This window comes from Streptomyces ochraceiscleroticus (assembly GCF_000720485.1).
Lineage (GTDB): Bacteria > Actinomycetota > Actinomycetes > Streptomycetales > Streptomycetaceae > Streptomyces > Streptomyces ochraceiscleroticus.
In genome coordinates this window covers 35,947-50,998 of sequence record NZ_JOAX01000003.1, presented here as the reverse complement: position 1 = coordinate 50,998, position 15,052 = coordinate 35,947, and the positions used below count along the sequence as shown (strand labels likewise).

The window sequence follows — 15,052 nt, the reverse complement described above, 5'->3', positions numbered from 1 at the left end:
CCCCGCCGACCTGGCAAGTAGGAGTCGGACCACAGCCGTTGCGCCCGCCAGTAGCGCTGGACGAGTTCCGGGTACTCCTGGCGGAGCCTGCGGGAGCTTCCGTCCGTGCAGACGGCGCGCATCATGTGAGCGCGAACGCACAGTGTCGACCAGTCCTGATGTTCTGCATGTCAGCCATAAACCAACTGCAGTACGGTGATCGGCGTGCAGTTGCGTTACGCCTTCTGCTTGTACCCGAACGGTCCTCAGCGTTCTGCGCTGGCCAGGGCGTTCGGGTGCGCTCGGGTGGTCTTCAACGACGCCCTCCGGGCCCGTGAGACCGCCCGCGCCGAGGGAGTGCCGTTTCCGAAGATCGGGGACCTGTCGAAGCTGCTGATCACCGAGGCGAAGAAGACCGAGGAACGCGCCTGGCTCGGCGAGGTCTCCGCCGTGGTACTCCAACAGTCCCTTCGGGACCTGGACACCGCGTACCGGAACTTCTTCAACGGCCTCAAGGGCAAGCGCCCTCGCGTGGGGGCACCCCGGTTCAAGTCCCGCAAGGACAACCGGCAGGCCGTACGGTTCACCGCCAACGCCCGCTGAAAGATCACGGCCGGTGGAGACCTGTCGTTTCCGAAGATCGGGGAGGTGCGGGTGAAGTGGTCCCGCGCTCTGCCCTCGACCCCGGCCACGGTGACCGTGATCAAGGATGCGGCCCCCAAGCCCCTGCACATCCGTGTATGGACGTGTGAGGCGTGCGGGGCCGTCCTGGACCGGGACATCAACGCGGCGGTCAACATCGCCAAGGCCGCCGGACTGGCGGTGTCAGCCTGCGGAGCGCGGGTAAGACCGGGACGCGTCCCGGCACAGCGCGATGAAACAGGAACCCACCGAGACGGTCAGCCGACCGTGGTAGGAATCTCCGGCCTTTAGGCCGGAGAGCGGAAGTCAACTTCGCGGTATGTGTGGTCGAGGGCGGGGGAGGGGGCCTTGCCAGGGGCTTCTCCGCTGGCTGGGGAGAGGGAGGGGCCCTGCCGGGAATCGTGGGCGGGGGCCCTGCCAGGGATCGGGGGACCGAGCCCCCTCCGGCCCCCGGCCTAAGCCCTACGGACGATACGCCCTGCCGCCCCCGCCTCCTAGGATCGGGGCATCAAACGGGAGGTATGTCATGGCAGTTGAGCTGAACCACACGATCGTCCACGCCAGCGACCGGGAGAAGTCGGCGAAGTTCCTCGCGGACATTCTCGGGCTGAAGGTGCAGCCCGAGTTCGGACCCTTCCTGCCCGTGGTGATGGACAACGGGGTCACCCTCGACTTCGCGCAGGACAGCGGCGAGATCACCCCGCAGCACTACGCATTCCTGATCAGTGAGGACGAGTTCACCCGCAGCTTCGACCGGATCAAGGGGCTGGGGCTGGCGTACTGGGCCGACCCGCACCGCACCCGCCCCGGCGAGATCAACACCAACGACGGCGGCCGCGGTGTGTACTTCCCCGACCCGGACGGCCACTACATGGAGCTGATCACCCGCCCGTACGGCAGCGGGAGCTGAGCCCGGACGGGCGTCGTCACCCGAATGGAGTAGTGCCGGGGGGTGGGGCGCCGCACCGGCCGGTGCCGCGCTCCGCCCCCACGAGCGGCTTCGGGCCCGGTCCGGACCGGTAGCCGGAGCCCGGCCGGTGTGCTCCCGACTCGCTGCGCGGCCCCATGGGGTGCGCAATGGAGTGGTGCGTGCCTCTCCTGCAGGCGCGCGCGAAAGGAGAGACGCCATGAATGCACCTCTGGGTGACACCCCTCATGACCTGGCCGGGCTGAACGTGATCGATGCGGACGGCGCGAAGGTCGGCACTGTCCAGCAGGTCTACCGGGACGACGCCACCAATGAGCCGGAGTGGATCACGGTGCGCACGGGGTTGTTCGGGACGAAGGAGACCTTCGTCCCGCTGGCCGGCTGCACGCGGGTGGACGACGCGATCCGTGTTCCGCACACCAAGGACCAGATCAAGGACGCTCCGCGGATGGACGCCGACGGTCACCTCGAACCGTCGGAGGAGGAGCGTCTGTACCGGCACTACGGTCTGACCCGATCGGGCCGGGGCGGCATGGGCCGCGACACGGGCACGGGGCAGGCCGGAGGTATGGGTACCGCAGCCGCCGCCGGCGGCATGGGCACCGCGGGTGCGGCCGGGATGGCCGGGCAGAACACCCGCCCCGACGCCGACCGGCCGCTGGCCGGCGCGGGCGCCGGGCAGATGGCCATGTCCCGCGGCGGTCCGACGGACACGGACCAGCGGTCCCGTAAGGAGCAGAACCCCGAGATGACGCTCTCGGAGGAGCGCGCCGAGTTCGGTGTCGAGGAGCACGAGAGCGGCCACGCGCATCTGCGGAAGCACGTGGTGACCGAGAACGTGAGCCGGACCGTGCCGGTCAGCCACGAGGAGGCCCGTCTCACCCGCGAGCCGATCTCCGACGAGGAGGCCCGGCGCAGCCGTGGCACTCCCGTGAACCTGGAGGACGGCGAGTACGACATCACGCTGCACCGCGAGGAGCCCGTGATCCGCAAGGAGACGCGGCCCTACGAGCGGGTCCGGCTGGAGACCGACCGGGTCACCGAGCAGCAGGAGGTGTCGACCGAGGTCCGCCGGGAGCAGCTCGAGTTCGACGACGGCGTGGACCCGGCCACCCGCACGGGCCGGACGGGCCCCACAGGCCGGACGGGCCCCAAGGACCCCACGGACCGCACCGGCCGCAAGGGAATCAAGGAGACCGGCGAGGAGGACACGGGGCACACCTGGTGACCCATGGGCGGTTCTCCGCTCGCCGCACACGATCACGCGACGCCTGCCCGGTTCAGCACGGGCAGGCGTCGCTTTTTCGCGTACGCGGGGGTACGCGGTGGGGTCAGGCGCCCGCGGGCGCCGCGGGCAGGACGTGCGCGCCGGTGCGGTCGGTGCTCAGGCACAGCGAGCAGACCACGGCGTCGTGGGCCGGGCAGGCGGCCACGTCGGGGCGCTCGAATTCCTGTCGGCAGACGTGACAGGTGTACGTGTGCGCGCTCGGGTTGCCGTCCGCGTCCAGCAGGGGTTCGGCGATCCCGTCGGCGGTCCGCCGCAGGTAGTACCTGCCCTTGGTGACCACGGCCATCAGCGGGGTGAGGACGAAGGCGAGGACGGCGGCGGCGACCGGGGAGTACGGCTGCAGGGTGTCGCCGAGGGCGTGGAAGTACATCGCGATCGACAGGCCGGAGGCGGCGGTGAAGGCCACCACGCCGACGGGGTTGACCGCGTACAGCATGCCCCGGCGGAATTCGGGGGCGTGCGGGGAGAGCTTCAGCAGGTACTTGTTGACCATGATGTCGGTGGCGACCGTGACGATCCAGGCGATGGCGCAGTTCGAGTAGAAGCCCAGTACGGCGTTGAGGAAGCTGAACATGTCGGCTTCCATCAGGATCAGCGCGATGCCGAGGTTGGCGAGCACGAAGACCATCCGGCCGGGGTAGCGCCTGGTGACCCGGGTGAAGGAGTTCGTCCAGGCCAGCGAGCCGGAGTAGGCGTTGGTCACATTGATCTTGATCTGGCTGATCACGACGAGGACCACGGCGAGGGGGAGCACGAGCCAGGGCGGCAGCATCGCGTCGAAGGCGCCCTTGAACTGCTGGATCGGCTCGGCGGCGGCCGCCGGGGCGACCTTGGCCAGCGCGTAGACCGCGAGGAAGATGCCGGCGGCCTGCTTGAGTGCGCCGAGCACCACCCAGCCGGGGCCCGCCATGATCACGGCGGTCCACCAACTGCGCCGGTTCTCCCGGGTCTTGGGCGGCATGAACCGCAGATAGTCGATCTGCTCGCCGATCTGCGCGATCAGCGACAGGCACACGCCCGCGCCGAGCAGTACCGAGGCGGTGTTGAGGCCGCCGTCGCCGCCGGTGCCCGGGTACGCCAGGAAGCGGTGCACGGTACCGGGGTCGGTGGCGACCAGGTAGGCCAGCGGGCCGACCATCAGCAGCAGCCAGACCGGTGTCGTCCACACCTGGAGCTTGCTGAGCGCCTTCATGCCGTACACGACCAGCGGGATCACCAGGAGGGTGGAGACGAGATACCCCAGCCAGAGCGGCAGGCCGAGGCCGAGCTTCAGCCCCTGCGCCATGATCGAGCCCTCGGTGGCGAAGAAGATGAAGGTGAAGCTGGCGAAGATGACGCTGGTCAGGACCGAGCCGTAGTACCCGAAGCCAGAGCCGCGGGTGATCAGGTCCAGGTCGATGTTGTAGCGCGCTCCGTAGTACGCGAGCGGGAAGCCGGTCACGAAGATGACCGCGGCCGCGACCAGGATCGCGGCCAGCGCGTTCCCGGTGCCGTGCGCGAGGCCGATGCCCGCGCCGATGGAGAAGTCGGCCAGATAGGCGATCCCGCCCAGCGCGGTGGTCGCCACGACCATCGGCGTCCAGCGCCGGTAACTGCGTGGCGCGAAGCGGAGGGTGTAGTCCTCCAGCGTCTCCTTCGCGGCCTGGTCGTTCTCCGCCCGGCCGGTGCGCGGCGGGGCCGGCGCGGTGTCCGCCTCGGTGTACAGGCCTGTGTCCATGGCGGGGACACTAGGAAGGCCGTGTTACCCACGCATACGTGCAAGATGAAGCCGGTGTTTCCGGTGCGGCGCCCGGTCCGGCCGGGGCGCCGCAGCCGCTAGGCGGCCGGGCCCCCGCTCCAGTCGAAGGGGAAGTGCTTGCTCGACTTCCCGGAGCGGTCCCAGGAGAAGCCGTACGCGTCGGCGCGGTCGGTGGTGGCCCGTCCCCAGGTGGCGACCTGGCCCGGCCCGACCTCGGCGCCCGGCGCGTTGTGCACCTGTACCCGTGCCCCGTCCGGGGTGGTCGGCCCGGTCAGCGCCTCTGCGCTTGCAGAGACCCGCCCGGGGATCTCGGCGCGCCATGAGGCCAGGTCCTCGTCGACCTCGATCCGTATGGGAGCGAACTCCATGCCCCGCATCTCGGGGCCGAACATCTCGCCGAACTCTGCGGGCCATCCGCCCGCCTCACCGCCGAAGATGCTCTGGAGGGCGGCGCGCTGCCGGTCGTCGGCGCGCTCGTCGAAGAAGACCGCGGCGTACGCGTCGGTGTGCTCGCGGGCCCAGGGGTTGCCGACAAAGGAGCCGAGCATCACCACGTTGAGATCGTCGAGCCGTACGTCGCCGAAGGTGCCTTCCCGGATGTGCCAGGCCAGCACTCCTTCGCAGTCGCCGTAGGTGGGGGGCTGCGCGAACGTGCAGGGGCACGGAATGGCGCACTTGCATACATCGAACCAGTCGCCGGCCAGATGCCAGCGTGTGTCGGTAGTGACCTGTTCAGTCATGTCGCTTCCCTCCCCGTCGAGCCGATGGGAGCTCACGTGGAGTGGCGAGACCGTGTCCCGAGCCGCTCCCGGGATCGCGAACGGCCTGCACCTTCCATCGTGCGCCTCGTCGGCCCGGGAAGCGAGCGGCTACATCATCGAGTGCTCGGACATCTCCAGGCCGGGAAGCGAGTGGCTACATCATCATCGAGGGCTCGGGCATCTCCAGGCCGGGCAGCAGCCCGTCCTGGAAGGGAGCGAGTGCGGCCAGGACCAGGAAAGCGAGGCCGACCGCCCAGGTGAGCCACGGGCCCCACCGCCACAGCTTCTCCAAGAAGATCACCGCCGCCAGCCCGGCCATGGCCGCCACGTTCATCACGCCGAGCGGGATGAGGACGATCATCAGGCCCCAGCAGCAGCCCACGCAGTAGAGCCCGTGGTGCGCGCCCACGCGCAGATCCCGGGCCCACGGCCGGAAGTGCGCGTACCGGATCAGGTGCGCCAGGGGGTTCCGGCAGTGCAGCAGGCACACGCGCTTCAGCGGCCCGAACTGGGACAGCCCCGCGAGCAGGAAGACGGCGGTGCCCAGCCAGCGACCCGCACCGGGATGGCTGTCCACCAGCTTCCCGGTCGCCGCCAGCGCTCCGTAGGCGAGCAGGCCGAATGCCGTCCAGGAGAGCAGGTAGCCCGCGGCGAACTGGGTGACGCGCGCGGCGCGGGTGGCGCCGGCCGACTGCCGGCCGATCGCCCGCGCCCAGGCGATGGCCACCGGGGCCACCGAAGGGAACATCATCGCCACCATCATGGTCACCCACAGCAGCAGGAAGAGCGGCAGCGCCAGCCCCATCGTGCCCGGTTCCATGGCCATGTCGTCCATGTCGCGGGACTGGGCCACGGTGAGGACCCATGCCAGGCCGGCGAGCAGGACCATGAGTGTCCACGCGGCAGCCAGCTCACGCCGCGGCAGGAGGCTGCCGGACTGCGCCGGCGCGGGGGCCAGGGTGCGGATGTGCAGCATGGCGCTCCTCCTTCCAGGAGCCCTCTTCCTCCACCCTCTTCCTCCAGAAGAACACAGAAGCGGGCGCCGGAGGAATCGGGACAGTGCTGGTGATCGGCCTCGGCCGGCAGTGCTCACGGGGGCGCAGTTCGTACGCCTCTCTTACAGCCGTGCCGACTTCAGCGCCATGTGCAGCAGGAGGCGGTCGGCGCCCTCGTCCAGGTCCAGGCCGGTGAGCTTCTCGACTCGGCCGAGGCGGTAGTAGAGCGTCTGGCGGTGGATGCCGAGGGCCTGGGCCGTGCGGCTCGCCTGGCCCGCGCAGTCCAGGAACGCCTCGGCGGTGCGCGCCAGTTCGGTGTGGGCGGGGGAGAGCAGCGGGCGAATCGTTTCATCGGACTGTGTGGCCGGCAGGCCGGTCAGCAGCCGGTACGCGCCGATGGCGTCCCACTGCGCGACCGGGCCCAGCCGCGGCTCGGCGCGCGCCGAGCGGGCCGCGGCCAGCGCCTCCCGCCAGGCACCGGGCAGCTCGCTCAGCCCCTCGCGCGGTGCCCCGATGCCGGCGGCGGCGCCGCTCCCGGCACGCGGCGAGCGCAGCAGGTGCTCGGCGGCGGAGTGCGCGGGCGCGAGCCCCCCGGCCGTCCGCAGGCGCACGAGGGCCGCGAGGGTGTGCCCGGCGGCGCCCTGCCGCGCGCCCGCGCCGGGCGGCCCGCCCGGGCGCTCGTCCGACCCCGCCGACCCCGCCGTCCCGGCCGCCCCCGGCATCGCGCTCGCCGCGAGCAGCCCCGGAAGGCCCGGCAGCGGCGCCGCGTCGGTGTCGGAGGTGTCCCAGGGCGCCACGGCGACCAGCGCGAGCGGCGCCTCGTCCGCACCCGGCCGCAGCGCGTCCCGCAGGGCGTCCGCCGCCGCCTGCCGCTCCGACGCGCCGCTCAGCAGCAACTCCCGCAGCAGATCGCCCAGTTCGGCACCGGCCCGGGCCTCCGCCGCGAGCAGCGCGCCGATCCGTGCCGCGGTCTCCATCGCCTGCTCGATGCGCGGATCGGGCGGCGTGCCGCGCCCGCCCAGCTCCAGATTGCTGAGGTGCCCGTCGTCCAGCAGCCAGACGTACCCGTGCACGATGCCCCGGTGGCGTACGGGCAGACAGATGCGGCCCTTGAAGACCCCGGCGGCCGGGTCCGGCGGGATGCGCAGCGCGGATTTGGCGCGGGCGATGCCGAACCCCTCGAACCAGGCGCGGACCGCGGCCGTGGACCGGCGCTGCAGGATCGACCGGGTCCGCACCGGGTCCATCATCGAGTCGTCGTCGCCCTCGTGCGCGCCGAACGCGATCAGCCGGAAGTCCCGGTCCTCCAGCGTCGCGGGCGCGCCGAGCGCCGCCGAGATCTCGTCCACCAGCTGCTCGTAGTCCCCTGGCATGCGCCGCCTGGCTCCTCTCCGGTCACCTCTGCGTCAGATGTCACGGCACATTCTCATACATCTGTCTGAGATGCCGGACACGAAGGCGTGACAGCTGTCGATGGCTACCGACGTACCGTGAAACTTACGTTTCTGGTGGCTCGACCTGCCGGCGCGCCCGACACGCTCGGCATCTGTCATCCGTGAACCGTGGAGGTGTCCCGTGCTGGGTCCCGTGATCCTCGCCGCTGCGCGCAGCGACAAAATGCGCCGTCTCGTCTCGGCCGCGCCGGTCACCCGCTCCGTCGTCGACCGCTTCATCGCGGGCGAGACCCTGGGCGACACCGTCCCCGCCGTCCGCTCCCTGGCCGACGCCGGCCTGGAGATCACCCTGGACGTGCTGGGTGAGGACATCACCGACCCCGCGCAGGCGCTCCGCAACCGCGACGCCTACCTGGAGCTGGTCGAGGGCCTCAAGCCGCTCGGCCTCGGCACCCGGGCCGAGATGTCGGTCAAGCTCTCCGCCTTCGGGCAGGCCCTGCCCGGCGGCCACGAGCTGGCCCTGAAGAACGTCACCCCGGTCGTCGAGGCCGCCGCCGCGATCGGCACGACCGTCACCCTGGACATGGAGGACCACACCACCGTGGACTCCACTCTCGCCATCCTCGGCGAGCTGCGCGAACGCTTCCCCCAGACCGGCGCCGTGCTGCAGTCCTACCTCTTCCGTACCGAGGACGACTGCCGCGCGCTGGCCGGGGAAGGTTCGCGGGTGAGGCTGGTGAAGGGCGCGTACAAGGAGCCCGCCACCGTCGCCTTCCAGGACAAGGCCGAGGTGGACAAGGCGTACGTCCGCTGTCTGAAGATCCTGATGGAGGGCGAGGGCTACCCGATGGTCGGGTCGCACGACCCGCGCATGGTCGCCATCGCCCAGGACCTCGCCTACCGCGCCGGCCGCAAGAACGAGGACTACGAGTTCCAGATGCTCTACGGCATCCGGGACGACGAGCAGCGCCGGCTCGCCGCCGAAGGCCACCGCGTGCGCGTCTACATCGCCTACGGCACCGACTGGTACGGCTACTTCATGCGCCGGCTGGCCGAGCGTCCCGCGAACCTCGCGTTCTTCGCCCGCTCGCTGCTCACCCGCAGCTGACCCCGGGGGCCGGGCCCGGCCCCGTACAGACTCCGCACCCGCACCCGACAGAAGGAGACACGGCCGCCATGGACGCTGTGACCCACGTCCCCGCCCCGTACAACGAGCCGGTGCACGGCTACGCCCCCGGCTCCCCGGAGCGCGCCCGCCTGGAGGCGAAGCTCAAGGAGCTCGCCGAGAACCCCATCGACCTCCCGATGACGATCAACGGTGAGAAGCGGATGGGCGGCGGTGAGCGCTTCGACGTCGTCCAGCCGCACAACCACAAGGCCGTGCTGGGTACGTACGCGAACGCCACCAAGGCCGATGCGCAGGAGGCCGTCGACGCGGCGCTCGCCGCGGCCCCGGCCTGGCGCGCGATGTCCTTCGACGACCGCGCGGCGATCCTGCTGAAGGCCGCCGACCTGCTGGCGGGCCCGTGGCGCGAGACGATCGCCGCCTCGACCATGCTGGGGCAGTCCAAGACCGCCCAGCAGGCCGAGATCGACGCGCCCTGTGAGCTGGTGGACTTCTGGCGCTTCAACGTGCACTTCGCGCGTGAGCTGCTGACCGAGCAGCCGCTGATGCAGCCGAACGGTGTCTGGAACCGCCTGGACCACCGCCCGCTGGAGGGCTTCGTCTACGCGATCACGCCGTTCAACTTCACCGCGATCGCCGGCAACCTGCCCACCGCCCCCGCCCTGATGGGCAATGTGGTGGTCTGGAAGCCGTCCCCGACCCAGACCCACTCCGCCGTTCTGCTGATGGAGCTGCTGGAGGAGGCCGGGCTGCCCAAGGGCGTGATCAACCTGGTCACCGGTGACGGCAAGGAGGTCTCCGAGGTCGCACTGCCGCACCCGGAGCTGGCCGGCGTGCACTTCACCGGCTCGACCAAGACCTTCCAGTACCTGTGGAAGGAGGTCGGCCAGAACATCGAGAAGTACCGCTCCTACCCGCGGCTGGTCGGCGAGACCGGCGGCAAGGACTTCATCGTCGCGCACCCGACCGCGGACCCGGCGATCCTGAAGACCGCCATCACCCGTGGCGCCTTCGAGTACCAGGGTCAGAAGTGCTCCGCGGCCTCGCGTGCCTACATCGCCCGCTCCATCTGGGAGAACGGCTTCAAGGACGAGCTGGCCGCCGAGGTCGAGGGCCTGGCCATGGGCGACGTGACCGACCTGTCGAACTTCATCGGCGCCGTCATCGACGACCGGTCCTTCGCCAAGAGCAAGGCCGCCATCGACGCGGCCAAGGCCGACCCGGCCTGCGAGATCATCGCGGGCGGCAGCTACGACGACTCGGTGGGCTACTTCGTCCGCCCGACCGTCATCGCCTGCTCGGACCCGGAGAACGACGTCTTCAAGACCGAGTACTTCGGCCCGATCATCGCGGTCCACGTCTACGAGGACGCCGACTTCGACGCGACGGTGGACCAGATGGAGTCGGCCTCGGCGTACGCGCTGACCGGCGCCGTGCTCGCCAAGGACCGGCAGGTCGTCGCCGAGGTCTCCGAGAAGCTCCGCTTCGCGGCCGGCAACTTCTACGTCAACGACCGCCCGACCGGCTCGATCGTCGGCCAGCAGCCCTTCGGCGGCGGCCGCGCCTCGGGCACCAACGACAAGGCGGGTTCGAAGTTCAACCTGCTGCGCTGGATGTCGCCGCGCTCCATCAAGGAGACGATGGTCGCTCCGACGGACTACCGCTACCCGCACATGGGCTGAGTCTCTGAAGAGAACCGCCCCCGGCCTTCGGGCCGGGGGCGGTTCTCACGTTTCAGTGCCCGGTCGCGCCGCCGTTGTCGCGGCGGTCCAGGGCGCGCTGGAGCGCGGCGGCGGCGTTCCTGCGGTCGGTCTCGCCGGACGTACGCACGCGGTGGCGGATCCTGCGGGCGGGGGCAGCGGTGTCGGCCATGACCACGTCTCCTTAAGAATCGTCGGATCGATCCCCGAGATGCCACGAAGGCGGAATGCGACGCCGGAGCGGGCGGGGCCAGGTCGCGCCAGGGGTCGCCTGTGAGTGCGCGCCGGCCTGAGCCGCCTTCGCTGGGTGGAGCGAGACGTTCGGCTTCTACAAAAGTAGGACAGTAGAGCCGTGATGTCTGCACAATTACTTGGGCTTCCTACTATCTGAGACGGCGGGGCGTTCCGGCTTTAGTTGTGCAGTGCATGTATACGGGGTCGCGCGGGGAACGAGGAGGTTCGCCATGAAGGCCACGATGAAGGCCGTGCAGTACCGCACGGTCGGTGCCGCACCCGAGGTCGTCGAGGTACCGGTGCCCGAGCCGGGGCCCGGACAGGTACTGCTGAGGGTCACCGCCGCCGGCGTGTGCCACTCCGACATCGCCGTCATGGAATGGCCGGCGGAAGCGCTGCCCTTCCCGCTGCCGCTCACCCTCGGCCACGAAGGCGCGGGCACGGTCGCCGCGCTCGGCGAGGGCGTCACCGCCTTCGCCGTGGGCGACGCGGTCGCCGTCTACGGCCCGTGGGGCTGCGGCGCCTGCGCCAAGTGCGCCGAGGGCAAGGAGAACTACTGCCTGCGCGCCCCCGAGCTCGGCATCCGCCCGCCCGGGCTCGGCGCGCCCGGCGCCCTCGCCGAGTACCTCCTGGTCGACGACGCCCGCCACCTCGTGCCGCTCGGCGGCCTCGACCCCGTCCAGGCCGTGCCGCTGACCGACGCGGGCCTCACCCCGTACCACGCCATCAAGCGCTCGCTGGCCAAGCTGGTCCCCGGCTCCACCGCCGTCGTCATCGGCGCGGGCGGCCTCGGCCACGTCGCCATCCAGCTGCTGCGCGCGCTCAGCCCGGCCCGCGTCATCGCCCTCGACCTCGGGGAGGCGAAGCTCGCGCTGGCCCGCGAGGTCGGCGCGCACGAGACGGTGCTCTCCGACGCGGACGCCGCGGCGAAGGTCCGCGCGCTGACCGGCGGCCTCGGCGCCCAGCTCGTCCTGGACTTCGTCGGCGCGGCGCCCACCGTCACCACGGCGGGCGCGGTGGCCGCGGTCGAGGCGGACGTGACGATCGTCGGCCTCGGCGGCGGCGCGCTGCCCGTCGGCTTCGGCACCTCGGCGTACGAGGTCTCGGTGTCCTCCCCGTACTGGGGCAGCCGCGGCGAGCTGGCCGAGGTCCTCGGCCTGGCGCGGGCCGGGGCGCTGTCGGTGCACGTCGAGACGTACGGCATCGACGACGCGCCGCTGGCCTACGAGCGGCTGCACGCGGGGAGGATCAACGGCCGGGCCGTGATCCTCCCCAACGGGTGACCCCGGCAGCCATCAGCGGGATGTGCGTTCCACGTCGAAGTGGTCGATGCGCTCGCCGGTCTCGGCGAGCGCGGTGACCTTCATCCGGGGCCGGTGGCCGGTCTCGACCTCCACCGCGAGGAACGAGAAGCCGGTGTAGCGCACCCGCGACCACGCCACCTTCTCGGTGTCCTTCCCGCCGCCCTTGGTCCAGTGGTACGTCTCGACCTCGTCCAGGTCCTTCTCGTGCCCCTCGTAGCTGTCCGGCACGGGGAACTTGTACAGCGCCTTGCCCGCGCCGCCCGCCGTGACGTACACGATGCCCTCGCGCGCGGAGTCCACGCTGCCGCCGACCGGCACCTTGCGGGAGACGCTGGTGCCCTTGAGGGCGTCGGTGCGCTCGTAGATGTGGTTGTGGCCGTTGATCACCAGGTCCACGCCGTGCTTCTCGAAGAGCGGCAGCCAGGCGTCGCGGACGCCGCCGTCCGAGGCGTGCGAGACGGTCGTGGAGAACGCGCAGTGGTGGAAGAAGACCACGATGAAGTCGATGCCCTTGTCCGCGCGCAGCTCGCCGAGGCGGCGGTCCAGCCACTTCGTCTGCTTGCCGCCGGTGTACCCGGTGTTGGCGGTGATCTCGTACGAGACGTCGTTGGCGTCCAGGGCGACGACGCCGACGTTGCCGTAGGTGAAGGAGTACACGCCGGGGGCGTGCTTCGCGTCCGGGCCGTTGCCCGGCAGGGACCAGCGGGCGTTCTGGCCGCCGTACCCGTTCGGCGAGTACCACGCCTCCATGTCGTGGTTGCCGGTCGTCACCATCCACGGCACGGACTTGGCGACCGTCTCGGTCTGGGCGAGGAACTGGTCCCAGACCCGCGCGTCGTAGGTGTCCTCCTCCGAGCCCTGGCCGTCCGGGTCGGCGTAGCAGATGTCGCCCGCGTGCAGGTGGAAGGAGGGGTTCTGGCCCAGGATGAGCTGGTCGTTGGCGAGCGCGTCGTAGCTGACGCCCTGGTCGCCGAAGGCGGTGAAGACGAACTTCTCGGGCCGCGCGGGAGCCGTGCGGAAGGTGCCGATCGTCGAGAAGTGGCGCGCGTCGGCCGGGTCGAAGCCGTCGTGGCCGACGCCGTAGTAGTACGTCGTGCCCGGCTTGAGGCCGTCCAGCGCGGCATGCAGGTAGTACTGGTCGACGGCCGGCAGCTTCTTCGTGAGCGCGGGAGTGTGCAGGTCCCGCACCTCCGCCTCGATCTTGCGGCTGAGATCCCACGGCTTCAGGCCCACCCGCAGATACGGCCGCTTCACCGCGAACGGCACCTGCCAGGAGACCCGCATCTGCGTCTTCGGGTCGGCGCCGAACTGCAGGTGCCGGCCGAAGGGCGCCACCATCGAGCCGTCCACCGCCGCCGTGGCGGGCGCGGAGAGCAGGGCGGTGGAGCCGGGCGCCGCGCACGCCGTGGTGGAGCCGAGCAGCCCGCTGCCCGCGACGAGACCCGCACCGGCGGCCGAGGTGCGCAGCAGCCCGCGCCGGGACAGCTTGGTGCGCAGGTACTCGTGCTGCTCGGCCATGGACATCCGGGCGGCGAGCCGCTCGGGGATGCCGAAGCGGGGAATGTCGGGCGAGGTGGGGGTCTCACGGGAAGCCATGGTGCGACCGTGACATCGCCCGGAGACCGGGTGGCGGATACCAGGTGAACTGCGGCTGACCGAGTCGTCACATGTCCGTATGCCGGACACCGGGTGTCAACCCATGGGACGAAGAGTAGGGTCCAGGCATGTCTCGCAGCATTCGCCTCGCAGTGATCCCCGGTGACGGTATCGGCCAGGAAGTCGTGGCCCAGGGCCTCAAGGTCCTGACCTCCGTCCTCCCGCAGGACGTGAAGCTGGAAACCAAGGAGTACGACCTGGGTGCCAAGCGATGGCACGCCACCGGCGAGACGCTGCCGGACGCCGAGATGGAGTCGCTCAAGCAGCACGACGCCATCCTGCTCGGCGCCATCGGCGACCCGTCCGTGCCCTCCGGTGTCCTGGAGCGCGGCCTGCTGCTGAAGCTCCGCTTCGCCTTCGACCACTTCGTCAACCTGCGCCCGTCGAAGCTCTTCCCGAACACCAGCACCCCGCTGGCCGGCCGCCCCGACATCGACTTCATCGTCGTCCGCGAGGGCACCGAGGGCCCCTACACCGGCAACGGCGGCAGCCTGCGCACCGGTACGCCCCACGAGGTCGCCACCGAGGTCAGCCTGAACACGGCGTACGGCGTCGAGCGGGTCGTCCGGGACGCGTACGAGCGCGCCAAGGCCCGCCCGCGCAAGAAGCTGACGCTGGTCCACAAGAACAACGTCCTGGTCCACGCCGGCCACATGTGGAAGAACATCTTCGACAAGGTCGGCGAGGAGTACCCCGAGGTCACCACCGACTACCTGCACGTCGACGCCGCGACGATCTTCTTCGTCACGCAGCCGGAGCGCTTCGACGTCATCGTCACCGACAACCTCTTCGGTGACATCCTCACCGACCTCGCCGCCGCCGTGACCGGCGGCATCGGCCTGGCCGCCTCCGGCAACATCAACCCCTCGGGCGCCTTCCCGTCCATGTTCGAGCCCGTCCACGGCTCGGCACCGGACATCGCCGGCACCGGCAAGGCCGACCCGACCGCGACGATCCTCTCCGTCGCGCTCCTCCTGCGGCACCTGGGCTACGAGGCCGAGGCCGCCCGCATCGAGGAGGCCGTCGCCGCGGACCTCGAGGCCCGCGACGGCAGCCCGCGCACCACCGACGAGATCGGCGACGCGCTCGCCGGCCGAGTAGCCGGCTGACGCCGCTGCTCGAACGCGACAGCTTCTAGAGCTGTTCCCGCCAGTAGCCCAGCGGCTCCAGGTACTCACGTACCCGGCCGCTGGGCTACTCGCCGGTTGGGTGCGACCATCGACCCCAGGCCACGCACGCGCACTACGCCACCTCCTTCCTCTCCGCGGTCCCACCCGAGCGATAATCGGACGTGGGGCCACGCACCA

At 70.8% G+C, this 15,052-nt stretch carries 14 protein-coding genes; 8 read left to right on the top strand and 6 right to left on the bottom strand.

All coding sequences use genetic code 11. From position 1 onward, the window contains the following. The first annotated feature begins 195 nt into the window (after positions 1-195). From IG84_RS42855 to IG84_RS0104480, 4 genes are all read left to right on the top strand, one after another. On the top strand, positions 196-582 hold the full coding sequence (locus tag IG84_RS42855) for a helix-turn-helix domain-containing protein (protein WP_425424011.1): 387 nt from the start codon (positions 196-198) through the stop codon (positions 580-582). A gap of 45 nt (positions 583-627) precedes the next feature. Beyond that, positions 628-912 carry a zinc ribbon domain-containing protein gene (locus IG84_RS42850; RefSeq protein ID WP_425424010.1) on the top strand — a complete coding sequence of 95 codons (285 nt, stop codon included), beginning with the start codon at positions 628-630 and terminating at the stop codon, positions 910-912. Between the two features lie 235 nt (positions 913-1,147). Continuing rightward, positions 1,148-1,531: a VOC family protein gene (locus tag IG84_RS0104485; RefSeq protein WP_031051584.1), complete on the top strand. Its 384-nt coding sequence runs from the start codon at positions 1,148-1,150 to the stop codon at positions 1,529-1,531. A 217-nt stretch (positions 1,532-1,748) separates the two neighbouring features. Further along, positions 1,749-2,777 (top strand): PRC and DUF2382 domain-containing protein, encoded by a 1,029-nt coding sequence (locus IG84_RS0104480; protein ID WP_063761743.1) that lies wholly within the window; start codon positions 1,749-1,751, stop codon positions 2,775-2,777. A 103-nt stretch (positions 2,778-2,880) separates the two neighbouring features. Here the strand turns inward: IG84_RS0104480 and IG84_RS0104475 are convergent, their stop codons facing one another. The 4 genes from IG84_RS0104475 to IG84_RS0104460 form a co-directional block, all read right to left on the bottom strand. Next, positions 2,881-4,554 carry a purine-cytosine permease family protein gene (locus IG84_RS0104475; protein ID WP_031051582.1) on the bottom strand — a complete coding sequence of 558 codons (1,674 nt, stop codon included), beginning with the start codon at positions 4,552-4,554 and terminating at the stop codon, positions 2,881-2,883. Positions 4,555-4,652: 98 nt separating this feature from the next. Further along, positions 4,653-5,315 (bottom strand): DUF1326 domain-containing protein, encoded by a 663-nt coding sequence (locus tag IG84_RS0104470; protein WP_031051580.1) that lies wholly within the window; start codon positions 5,313-5,315, stop codon positions 4,653-4,655. A gap of 175 nt (positions 5,316-5,490) precedes the next feature. Next, the gene (locus IG84_RS0104465; RefSeq protein WP_037799291.1) at positions 5,491-6,312 is read right to left on the bottom strand and encodes a DUF2182 domain-containing protein; all 822 of its coding nucleotides are present in this window, start codon (positions 6,310-6,312) and stop codon (positions 5,491-5,493) included. 141 nt (positions 6,313-6,453) lie between these two features. Then, positions 6,454-7,704, bottom strand: a complete 1,251-nt coding sequence (locus IG84_RS0104460; RefSeq protein ID WP_031051577.1) for a helix-turn-helix domain-containing protein — start codon at positions 7,702-7,704, stop codon at positions 6,454-6,456. Positions 7,705-7,906: 202 nt separating this feature from the next. Here IG84_RS0104460 and IG84_RS0104455 point away from each other — a divergent pair, with 202 nt between their 5' ends. Beyond that, positions 7,907-8,833, top strand: a complete 927-nt coding sequence (locus IG84_RS0104455; RefSeq protein ID WP_031051576.1) for a proline dehydrogenase family protein — start codon at positions 7,907-7,909, stop codon at positions 8,831-8,833. Between the two features lie 68 nt (positions 8,834-8,901). Continuing rightward, the gene (pruA, locus tag IG84_RS0104450) at positions 8,902-10,533 is read left to right on the top strand and encodes an L-glutamate gamma-semialdehyde dehydrogenase (protein ID WP_031051573.1); all 1,632 of its coding nucleotides are present in this window, start codon (positions 8,902-8,904) and stop codon (positions 10,531-10,533) included. Between the two features lie 52 nt (positions 10,534-10,585). Here pruA and IG84_RS41465 read toward each other — a convergent pair whose 3' ends face one another. Continuing rightward, positions 10,586-10,723: a hypothetical protein gene (locus IG84_RS41465; protein WP_169746137.1), complete on the bottom strand. Its 138-nt coding sequence runs from the start codon at positions 10,721-10,723 to the stop codon at positions 10,586-10,588. Positions 10,724-11,027: 304 nt separating this feature from the next. On the opposite strand from IG84_RS41465, the gene IG84_RS0104440 reads away from it, so the two are divergent. Further along, entirely contained in the window at positions 11,028-12,068 is a 1,041-nt protein-coding gene (locus IG84_RS0104440) for an NAD(P)-dependent alcohol dehydrogenase (protein WP_031051570.1), read from the top strand. A gap of 12 nt (positions 12,069-12,080) precedes the next feature. Here IG84_RS0104440 and IG84_RS0104435 read toward each other — a convergent pair whose 3' ends face one another. Continuing rightward, positions 12,081-13,685 carry a purple acid phosphatase family protein gene (locus IG84_RS0104435; protein ID WP_031051568.1) on the bottom strand — a complete coding sequence of 535 codons (1,605 nt, stop codon included), beginning with the start codon at positions 13,683-13,685 and terminating at the stop codon, positions 12,081-12,083. Positions 13,686-13,813: 128 nt separating this feature from the next. On the opposite strand from IG84_RS0104435, the gene IG84_RS0104430 reads away from it, so the two are divergent. After that, positions 13,814-14,854 carry a 3-isopropylmalate dehydrogenase gene (locus IG84_RS0104430; protein ID WP_031051566.1) on the top strand — a complete coding sequence of 347 codons (1,041 nt, stop codon included), beginning with the start codon at positions 13,814-13,816 and terminating at the stop codon, positions 14,852-14,854. The last annotated feature ends 198 nt before the right edge of the window (positions 14,855-15,052 follow it).

Bases quoted from the DNA above. Each gene is read 5' to 3' on its own strand.
- IG84_RS0104440 (WP_031051570.1), top strand. From the start codon at position 11,028: ATGAAGGCCGTGCAGTACCGCACGGTCGGTGCCGCACCCGAGGTCGTC.
- IG84_RS0104430 (WP_031051566.1), top strand. From the start codon at position 13,814: ATGTCTCGCAGCATTCGCCTCGCAGTGATCCCCGGTGACGGTATCGGC.
- IG84_RS0104470 (WP_031051580.1), bottom strand. From the start codon at position 5,315: ATGACTGAACAGGTCACTACCGACACACGCTGGCATCTGGCCGGCGAC.
- IG84_RS0104480 (WP_063761743.1), top strand. From the start codon at position 1,749: ATGAATGCACCTCTGGGTGACACCCCTCATGACCTGGCCGGGCTGAAC.
- IG84_RS0104460 (WP_031051577.1), bottom strand. From the start codon at position 7,704: ATGCCAGGGGACTACGAGCAGCTGGTGGACGAGATCTCGGCGGCGCTC.
- pruA (WP_031051573.1), top strand. From the start codon at position 8,902: ATGGACGCTGTGACCCACGTCCCCGCCCCGTACAACGAGCCGGTGCAC.
- IG84_RS0104475 (WP_031051582.1), bottom strand. From the start codon at position 4,554: ATGGACACAGGCCTGTACACCGAGGCGGACACCGCGCCGGCCCCGCCG.
- IG84_RS41465 (WP_169746137.1), bottom strand. From the start codon at position 10,723: ATGGCCGACACCGCTGCCCCCGCCCGCAGGATCCGCCACCGCGTGCGT.
- IG84_RS0104435 (WP_031051568.1), bottom strand. From the start codon at position 13,685: ATGGCTTCCCGTGAGACCCCCACCTCGCCCGACATTCCCCGCTTCGGC.
- IG84_RS0104465 (WP_037799291.1), bottom strand. From the start codon at position 6,312: ATGCTGCACATCCGCACCCTGGCCCCCGCGCCGGCGCAGTCCGGCAGC.
- IG84_RS0104485 (WP_031051584.1), top strand. From the start codon at position 1,148: ATGGCAGTTGAGCTGAACCACACGATCGTCCACGCCAGCGACCGGGAG.